9 protein-coding genes and 1 rRNA gene are annotated in these 6,418 nt (G+C 50.9%); 6 read left to right on the top strand and 4 right to left on the bottom strand.

What is annotated here, in order from left to right; genetic code table 11:
* Nucleotides 1-86 (top strand): 5S ribosomal RNA (gene rrf, locus MOY_RS06545); the annotation flags it as partial.
* 107 nt (nucleotides 87-193) lie between these two features.
* Here the strand turns inward: rrf and MOY_RS06540 are convergent.
* The 4 genes from MOY_RS06540 to flgA form a co-directional block, all read right to left on the bottom strand.
* Nucleotides 194-934 (bottom strand): SDR family NAD(P)-dependent oxidoreductase, encoded by a 741-nt coding sequence (locus MOY_RS06540; RefSeq protein ID WP_009097849.1) that lies wholly within the window; start codon nucleotides 932-934, stop codon nucleotides 194-196.
* Nucleotides 935-1,021: 87 nt separating this feature from the next.
* A complete protein-coding gene (locus MOY_RS06535; protein WP_009097847.1) occupies nucleotides 1,022-1,471 on the bottom strand; it encodes a flagella synthesis protein FlgN in 450 nt (149 codons plus the stop codon).
* A gap of 10 nt (nucleotides 1,472-1,481) precedes the next feature.
* The gene (gene flgM / locus MOY_RS06530; RefSeq protein WP_009097845.1) at nucleotides 1,482-1,748 is read right to left on the bottom strand and encodes a flagellar biosynthesis anti-sigma factor FlgM; all 267 of its coding nucleotides are present in this window, start codon (nucleotides 1,746-1,748) and stop codon (nucleotides 1,482-1,484) included.
* A gap of 85 nt (nucleotides 1,749-1,833) precedes the next feature.
* Nucleotides 1,834-2,565: a flagellar basal body P-ring formation chaperone FlgA gene (gene flgA / locus MOY_RS06525; protein ID WP_009097843.1), complete on the bottom strand. Its 732-nt coding sequence runs from the start codon at nucleotides 2,563-2,565 to the stop codon at nucleotides 1,834-1,836.
* A gap of 194 nt (nucleotides 2,566-2,759) precedes the next feature.
* Here flgA and flgB point away from each other — a divergent pair, with 194 nt between their 5' ends.
* Genes flgB through MOY_RS06500 form a run of 5 tightly spaced genes read left to right on the top strand, consistent with a single transcriptional unit; the run spans nucleotide 2,760 to nucleotide 6,418 of the window.
* A complete protein-coding gene (gene flgB / locus MOY_RS06520; protein ID WP_009097840.1) occupies nucleotides 2,760-3,188 on the top strand; it encodes a flagellar basal body rod protein FlgB in 429 nt (142 codons plus the stop codon).
* Nucleotides 3,189-3,213: 25 nt separating this feature from the next.
* A complete protein-coding gene (flgC, locus tag MOY_RS06515) occupies nucleotides 3,214-3,624 on the top strand; it encodes a flagellar basal body rod protein FlgC (protein WP_009097838.1) in 411 nt (136 codons plus the stop codon).
* 3 nt (nucleotides 3,625-3,627) lie between these two features.
* Entirely contained in the window at nucleotides 3,628-4,326 is a 699-nt protein-coding gene (locus tag MOY_RS06510; RefSeq protein ID WP_009097836.1) for a flagellar hook assembly protein FlgD, read from the top strand.
* A 58-nt stretch (nucleotides 4,327-4,384) separates the two neighbouring features.
* Nucleotides 4,385-5,623 (top strand): flagellar hook protein FlgE, encoded by a 1,239-nt coding sequence (flgE, locus tag MOY_RS06505; protein WP_009097833.1) that lies wholly within the window; start codon nucleotides 4,385-4,387, stop codon nucleotides 5,621-5,623.
* Nucleotides 5,624-5,659: 36 nt separating this feature from the next.
* Nucleotides 5,660-6,418: a flagellar basal body rod protein FlgF gene (locus MOY_RS06500; RefSeq protein WP_009097831.1), complete on the top strand. Its 759-nt coding sequence runs from the start codon at nucleotides 5,660-5,662 to the stop codon at nucleotides 6,416-6,418.

Raw genomic sequence — 6,418 nt, 5'->3', positions numbered from 1 at the left:
GATCCCTTGCCGAACTCAGCAGTGAAACCGCTTAGCGCCGATGGTAGTGTGGGGTCTCCCCATGCGAGAGTAGGTCATCGTCAGGCACTTATTAAGAAAAATCCCCCAGGGCTGATGCCTTGGGGGATTTTTTTATGCGTGAGGGGTAAAAAAGAAGGGGGAAGGGAGAATCGTGAGCCGGAAATGCCACACCTCACCACTCAATGGCTTCACCCGCCCAATCCCAAAAACTGCCGGTGTCTTCTGGGGTGCGTTGGGAAATAACCTTCAATAGTTGCTCTGCAACGAAGTCAGGCGTGAATAATTTGTCATTGGGTACGCGGGCTTGAAAGGGTTTTGAAAGAGCAGTGTCGGTAGTGCCTGGGTGTAAGCATAGCACTATGGATTGCTTGTTAAGTCTAGTCAGCTCAATTGAGGCCGTTTTCATAAGCATATTATGGGCCGCTTTACTGGCTCGATAGCTATACCAGCCCCCGTAACCGTTATCGGTAATCGAGCCAACACGAGCCGAGAGGCTAGCGATGATCGCTGGATGTGAGCCTTGTAATGATGGCTTAAGAGCTGCAATTAATAGCGCAGGGGTAGCTGCATTAATATGCATTACATGATTAAGAGAAGCTGCATCAAGCTGTTCAAGGCGTTTCTCAGGCTGTAGACCGTGGCTATCGTCGTGAAGAGTACCTATTGCATTGAATAAGAAGTGGACTGGGCGTCCGCTTACTTGCTGGGCAACAACTGACCTGCCGTGCTCGGTAGTTATATCTGCAATAAGTGATTTTAGGCGTGGATGATCAGATGCTAAGAAAGAGCGGCTGATGGCAATGACTTCACCAGTTTTCTCTGATGCCAGCAGCGCATTAACCATTGCGCTACCAATACCACCACTGGCGCCAGTAACAACGGCTATAAAATCTTTTGGAAGATGGGAAAGCATAAATACGCTCCAGAAAGGGAGAACAATATGGTTCTCATTGAAGCGCGTTGTACAGTTGTTGTCTAGGCATTGCTGAGGGTATAAAACTTAAGCAGAGGCATTAATACGTCCTGGTTGAGCATTGTTACGCCCATCAGGCTTATACAGGGTCTTTTCAGCAATTTGCCGAATGTAATCCAGCATTTGCTGGTTGTGTTTCATGCGCAGCGTAAGCATTTGGCCTGTCAGCTCGTTCATACGAGCAACACGCTCACTTTTATCCAGTAGGCTTTCCCAAGCAGCTTTGCAATTAGCGTCAGTCGCCGCTGCAAGGGCGCCAGCCGCACCATCATCATAGCCTAGCCGTTTTTGTACTGAGCGGCGCACTACCTCAATACGCTCCAGCTCGCCAAGCAGCGCTTGTTTGGTGTGCGCAATGTCAGTCAGCGCATCGCCATCAATATCGCCTTTAGTCAGCTGTGCTTGCTCACTAGATAGCAGAGCGACTAGTTCATCAAGGCGGTTTTGCTGGTCATTGAGTAAGCGTACAAGGCTCATGGTTCGCCTCTTAAGACTCGTTTAAATTAGCAATTAAGCCATCAGCGATGCGATCAGCACGTATTTCTAAACGGCCTTCTCGAATAGCGTCGCGAATTTCCTGCACTTTTGCCATATCAATATCTTGAGAGCTATCAACACGAGATTGGCTAAGCTGCGTAGACTCTTTAGCCGCGCTAGCTGCCTCTACCGGTTTGGCTCCACTTACTTTCTGTACGTCATCACGCTGCTGGGCTTGATTTGAGCGAAGCAGCGGATTGATATTGTCAATTTTCACGTTGTTTGCCTCATCGTCAACGTTGGGGCGGCATGCGCTGTGATATTAACTATCGGCCGGTATAGAGAAGACTTTAGGCGCTGCGTTAAAAATCCACTATTAGTACGCCTTGCCCAACCACGCGCGCTGTCACCATTTCGCGGGTATCGAAGCGTACCCTAATACGTTCACCTTGGGCACCATTAGCCATTGCCTCGCCTTCGCGGGATACACGAAAGCCCGACCCTTGTGCGATAACAGTAACGCGCTGTCCCCTTTCAACTAGATGGGGCGCTTGTAGATAGTGGGCATGGAAAGTGCTACCACTACGGATAGGCCGTTGAGCGATCATGCCAATAATATCACTTTGCTCAGTGAGCGCTTGAGCCGCCAAGTCACCAAGATTACCTTCACGCTGGCTCAACATATCGCTGGTAATCAGTGTGCCGCGTTCGATATCGTGCCTAGCGACTGAATAACTACCAATGATATCAATCTGAGCCTGAATATAGCGCACTTGCCGCCGTTCTTCGCCACATCGCACACCTATAGAGACACGCCCAATAGGCGTTTGGTTCGCATTAGGGAAAAAGGGTTCAGGCGCTATACAGGCAGGCAGGTGGGGCGAGGGAGGGGATATGTCGATGACAACTTCTTGACCCAGCGCTTGAGAGTGCTCGTAAAGGAACTGCTGTACTACGTCAGTAAGTGACTGATTAGTAGTGTCTAGGTCGTTAGCCTGCACCTGTAAGGAGGTGCAAAGGGTTAAAAAGCAGACAAACAGAAAGTGTTTGAAAGTTGCCAAGCAGCCCGATGCTGGGCGCGATGGGTAAGGCATGTATAAATCGCTCAATCATAAAGGCTGATGATAAACATCGACGGTGAAGTGTAGTCCAAAAGTGCCCTAGGCATCATGCGAAATGCTGGTGTAAATAGCAGCTGTTCCATGCTTTAGGCTGACGTAGCGGGGCCTATTATTCATCATCAATAATTTCCGACTTATTTTTTGCCTCTCAGCGAGCGAGGGACGGCATGATCGACCAACTTAGTTCCGCCTTTAATTACCACCAGCAGGCACTGAACTTACGGCGCGAACGGCACGATGTGCTTGCTGCTAATATAGCCAATGCCGATACGCCTAATTACAAAGCGCGGGATATCGATTTTGCGGGCGAGCTTAAAAAAGCAGTAGGCAACGGCTCTGCTCAGCAGCAGAGCGGCGGTGTTGCATTGTCACGAACATCCGAACGCCACCTTTCTGGCCAAGGGCCCGCCTGGCGTGGCGCTGGCAGCTCTGACCTGTTGTATCGCATCCCGGATCAGCCAAGTCTAGACGGTAATACGGTCGATATGGATCGAGAGCGTACCCAGTTTGCCGATAATGCCGTTCGTTACCAAGCCGCACTGACGATTACGAACAGCCGCATTCAAGGGCTGAAAAACGCGATGCAGCCTGAATAACCGAGTTACAGGAGAAGAGTAAGCTATGTCGATGTTTTCAGCGTTTGATATTGCGGGTTCCGCTATGAGCGCCCAAGCGCAGCGTATGAATGTTACCGCTAGCAACATGGCCAATGCTGACAGTATTGCTGGGCCAGATGGGGAAACCTACCGGGCCAAGCAAGTCATGTTCCAAGCCCAGGCGCAGAATAACCGCTACGGCGTTGGCGGTGTTCGCGTGACGGAGGTGGTGGAAGACGACTCACCCCTACGCTTGGTATACATGCCGAACCATCCGGCGGCCGATGAAGAGGGCTACGTTGCTAAGCCTAATGTTGAACCCGTGCATGAAATGGTCAATATGATTTCTGCATCGCGTTCGTATCAGGCCAATGTTGAAGTTTTCAACACAACAAAGCAGATGATGATGCAGACACTCTCGCTTGGTGAGGGCTAAGCCATGATGAACAGTATTGATACCTCCACGCTCAGCAATATCAACGGCAGTAGAGGCGGCGCCCAGCTTAGCCAGAGTCAATCTGACGAGCTACGCCAGAGCTTTCTGACCCTGTTGATTACTCAACTTGAAAACCAAGACCCGCTTAATCCGATGGATAACGCTGAGATGACGTCTCAGCTAGCACAGATCAATACGGTCAGTGGAATCGAGCAGCTCAACGATACGCTAAACGGCATTACCGAGCAGATGAACGCCTCTCAAATGATTCAGGCGTCTGGCCTCATTGGTAACGCTGTACTTGTGCCGGGTAACAACGTCAAAGTAAATGTTGACGAAGAAGGCAATAGCTTTGCTACGCCGTTTGGCATTGAGCTTGATAAGCCTGCTGCGAGCGTTGAAATCGTCATTCGCAGTCGCGGTGGTGAGGTAGTGTATCGCAATGAAGTTAGCGGTGTGAGCGCAGGCGTTGAATCCTTCCAGTGGGATGGCAAAACGAACAATGGCGAAGCGCTTCCCGCGGGCGACTACCGCGTTAGCTATAACGCTAAAGATGCTAAAGGTGAAGCGGTAAGCGCTCAGCCGCTGAACTATGCCCTGGTGCAGGGTGTAACGCCGCAAGAGAAGGGTCAAGACGTACGTCTGGATCTAGGCGCCATTTATGGCCAGGTCACCCTCGAACAAATTAAACAAATTCTTTGATTGCGTTGCGCTTAGCGCCCCACATAACGCATCACATTGCTAAATTCAGGGGAATAAAATGAGCTTTTCACAAGCACTGAGTGGCCTCAACGCACAGCAGCAGAAACTAGGCGCTGTTGGTAACAATATCGCTAACTCCCAAACCGTGGGCTTTAAAAGTTCTAGTGTGCAATTTGCCGATGTATTTGCTGAGTCGCGCATTGGTCTAGGTACGCGCACATCAGCTGTGTTGCAAAATTTTAGTCAAGGCAATATCGAGTCTACTAACCGAAATATGGATTTGGCTATTGCCGGCGAGGGGTTTTTCCGCTTTCAGCAGCCCAATGGTGAAGTAGGCTACTCACGCAATGGCCAACTTACCATGACCGCTGATGGACGCATGGTGAATGCGCAAGGGGCGCAAATTATGGGTTACGCCGCTGATGCAGAGGGTAACGTTCAAGCAGGTGGTGATGTTGTAGGCCTTAGAGTTGATGCTGATGATTTAGGTGCAAGTGCGACTACTGAGTTAGACATATCTTTAAACTTAGATGCAGGTGAAGCTGAGTTGGTTGCCCCGACTGAAGCAGAAATATTAGCAGGTTTAGGGTCTAATGATTACTCATACTCAACCAACGCCACAATTTACGACTCACAAGGTAATGCGCGAAATCTAACGCTTTATTTCACTAAAATTGATGCGGCGGAAAATCAGTGGGACGTAGGTCTCAGAATGAGCGGTGGTCCAGAAGGCGCTGGTACCTATACTGTGGAAAGTTTTACCACGCTAGACTTTGATGCCAGCGGTAGGCTTGAGGGTGGCGGCCAGGCAAGCTTTACCTTCGACGATGGTGAGTTTAATGGTGATCAGCTTGAAGAGCTAACAGTAGCGTTGGATTTTGCTGGTGCCACTCAGTTTGCAAATAATTCCACGGTTAACGATATAACGCAAAACGGCTATACGGCAGGCTCGTTAGTGGGTGTCACCATTGAAGATGACGGCACCATTATGCGCAACTACTCCAACGAAGAGTCACGTGCAGCGGGGCAAATTGCGTTGGTTAGCTTCCGTAACCCTGAGGGTTTAAGGCCTGATGGTGACAACCTTTGGAGTGCTACAGGCGCGTCGGGGCAAGAGTTAGTCGGTGCGCCGGGTACGGGGCTGCGTGGTCTGATTGCCCCAAGCGCGATTGAAACCTCTAATGTAGATCTGGCCCGTGAGCTGGTAGATATGATTGTGTCACAACGTGCCTACCAAGCGAACTCGCAAACCATCAGCACCCAGGATGAACTCCTGCAGACCATTATTAATCTTTGATATTTAATAATGGCGTAACGTTGTAAGGAGTTAGTTGTGGATCGCATGCTATATACCGCCATGAGCGGCGCTAAGCACACGATGGATCAGCAGTCGGTGATTAGCCAAAATTTGTCGAATGTATCCACCGCAGGTTTTCGTGCCCAGCTGCAGGCGGCGCGTTCGGTGCCAGTGATGGGGGATGGTGCGCTGGCAACCCGCGTATCGGCGGTGACGACTACGCCTGGTACTGATTTCTCCCAAGGTCCTATCGAGCGGACGGGTCGCTCCCTGGACGTCGCCATGCAGGATAGTGCCTGGATGGCGGTATTGGCGGATGACGGCTCCGAGACTTATACCCGTCGCGGCGACCTACAGCTAGATAACGATGGTGTACTGTTAAGCGTCGGCCGGCCGGTGATGGGCGACGGTGGCCCCATAGCCTTGCCGCAAGGAGCGCAAATATCGATTGGTGCTGATGGCACGATTAGTGCGATCCCCCAAGGCGAAGGGCCAGAGGCGCTGGTGGATGTTGGCCGTATTAAGCTGGTAACGCCGGATGAGCAAGGACTAACACGCGGCGATGACGGTCTCTTTCGCGCGCCTGTTGATGAAGAGGGGGCGCCAGGAGTATTACCGGCAGATGACGAAGCGCGGATAGTCAGCGGTGCGCTAGAGGGCAGCAACGTTAGCGCTGTGGATGCCATGGTGTCGATGATTGACGTGGCGCGCCGTTACGATATGCAGATGAAAATACTTAGTACCGCCGATGAAAATGCTCAGCGGGCTAACAGTATTCTATCGATTCAAGGCTGA

It is taken from the genome of Halomonas sp. GFAJ-1, from assembly GCF_000236625.2.
Lineage (GTDB): Bacteria > Pseudomonadota > Gammaproteobacteria > Pseudomonadales > Halomonadaceae > Vreelandella.
Note: the sequence above shows the minus strand (reverse complement) of the source record. Positions and strands in the feature narration are given on the sequence as shown.

What these genes read in the sequence shown, in the direction of transcription:
- flgE (WP_009097833.1), top strand. Translation starts at nt 4,385, where the DNA reads ATGAGCTTTTCACAAGCACTGAGTGGCCTCAACGCACAGCAGCAGAAA.
- flgB (WP_009097840.1), top strand. Translation starts at nt 2,760, where the DNA reads ATGATCGACCAACTTAGTTCCGCCTTTAATTACCACCAGCAGGCACTG.
- flgC (WP_009097838.1), top strand. Translation starts at nt 3,214, where the DNA reads ATGTCGATGTTTTCAGCGTTTGATATTGCGGGTTCCGCTATGAGCGCC.
- flgA (WP_009097843.1), bottom strand. Translation starts at nt 2,565, where the DNA reads ATGCCTTACCCATCGCGCCCAGCATCGGGCTGCTTGGCAACTTTCAAA.
- MOY_RS06535 (WP_009097847.1), bottom strand. Translation starts at nt 1,471, where the DNA reads ATGAGCCTTGTACGCTTACTCAATGACCAGCAAAACCGCCTTGATGAA.
- MOY_RS06540 (WP_009097849.1), bottom strand. Translation starts at nt 934, where the DNA reads ATGCTTTCCCATCTTCCAAAAGATTTTATAGCCGTTGTTACTGGCGCC.
- MOY_RS06510 (WP_009097836.1), top strand. Translation starts at nt 3,628, where the DNA reads ATGATGAACAGTATTGATACCTCCACGCTCAGCAATATCAACGGCAGT.